Annotated in this window: 1 protein-coding gene, 1 tRNA gene and 1 pseudogene; all 3 read left to right on the top strand. The window is 45.8% G+C overall.

Translation table 11 applies throughout. The features are described from left to right. Window positions 1-26 precede the first annotated feature (26 nt). Window positions 27-100: transfer RNA gene (locus B7Y67_RS18635), tRNA-Cys, on the top strand. Window positions 101-130: 30 nt separating this feature from the next. Continuing rightward, the gene (locus B7Y67_RS18630) at window positions 131-592 is read left to right on the top strand and encodes a hypothetical protein (protein ID WP_293599908.1); all 462 of its coding nucleotides are present in this window, start codon (window positions 131-133) and stop codon (window positions 590-592) included. A gap of 92 nt (window positions 593-684) precedes the next feature. After that, a pseudogene (locus B7Y67_RS18625) lies at window positions 685-1,190 on the top strand (helix-turn-helix domain-containing protein); the annotation flags it as partial.

The following is a 1,190-nucleotide window of genomic DNA, read 5'->3' as shown; positions in this document are numbered from 1 at the left end:
GCTTCCCATTTTTGATTCAAGCATATGGCGCGTTGGCCGAGTGGTTAGGCAGGAGCCTGCAAAGCTTCGTACGGGGGTTCGATTCCCTCACGCGCCTCCAGTAATGTAGATTGATTACCAGGGCAAGAACATGATCCAACTGAAACGACTCCACACAATCGTATTAGCGATGGCCTTATCCGCTCTCTTAGCGGCTTGCGCCTCTTCTGGCGATTCTCCAACTGGCACCCCTAGCGAAGTTCAAGAAATTCAGTCGCAACTCTTGGGTGATATGCCATTACCTGCGGCATCAAAAATTATTGGTGCAGATTCTTTAATTATTGGCCGTGGTGATAACTGGGTGGGTCGTGTAGTTTTATCTGGTGTGCAAACTCCAACAGATATTTATGCATTCTTCCAGGCTGAGTATCCAAAGTCTGGATGGACCACTGTTAGTGCCGTGAAATCAAAAACGAGTATTTTGGTTTTTACAAAAGGTGATCGCACATCAACAGTCGAATTGAATGAAGGTTCGTTTGCTGGCCCAAAAACGATCATCACCATTACCGCATCACCAAAGAATGCAAACGTAGTTGCGCCAACTAAGAAATAAAAATAGTTGCTTCGGTCAGTATTAGAAAAGGCCTCTAAATGAACTGACCCACAAAAGTTGGACACCCAATCCAACTAAAAAGAGTCAGTCTCATGTCCAAATACAGCAAAGAGTTCAAGCTAGTAGTTATTCAGCATTACCTCTCCGGTAGGGGTGGTTTTAAAACTATTGGAGATCAATACGGCGTTAAATATGCCTATGTTCGCAAATGGGTTCATGCTTACAAAGCCCATGGCCAACACAGTCTCAACAAGACTTATGCCCAGTACGATTGGTCAATGGCAACGTCTTTACAATGAAGGCGGTATCACAGCCCTAGAACCCAAGCCCAAGGGACGGTCACCCATGTCAAAACCCTTTAAACCGTTTACCCCCACCAATAAGCCGGTGACCCAAATGACCCCACAAGAGCTCATGCAAGAGCTTGAGTACCGCAGGGTGGAGACTGATTACCTAAAAAAGCTCGAGGCCTTAGCCCAGCAAAAACACTTGGCAAGCAAGAACAAGCCCAAGTAATTACTGAGCTAAGGCCGTATTACCGTTTACTAGACTTACTACTCATCGCCAAGATGGCTAAAAGCGTTTACTACTACTGGCG

The organism is Polynucleobacter sp. 35-46-11 (assembly GCF_002281105.1).
The sequence above is the reverse complement of the archived record's forward strand: the minus strand, read 5'-3'. Positions and strand labels throughout refer to the sequence as shown.

Coding starts and splice junctions, on each gene's coding strand:
- B7Y67_RS18630 (WP_293599908.1), top strand. CDS start 131: ATGATCCAACTGAAACGACTCCACACAATCGTATTAGCGATGGCCTTA.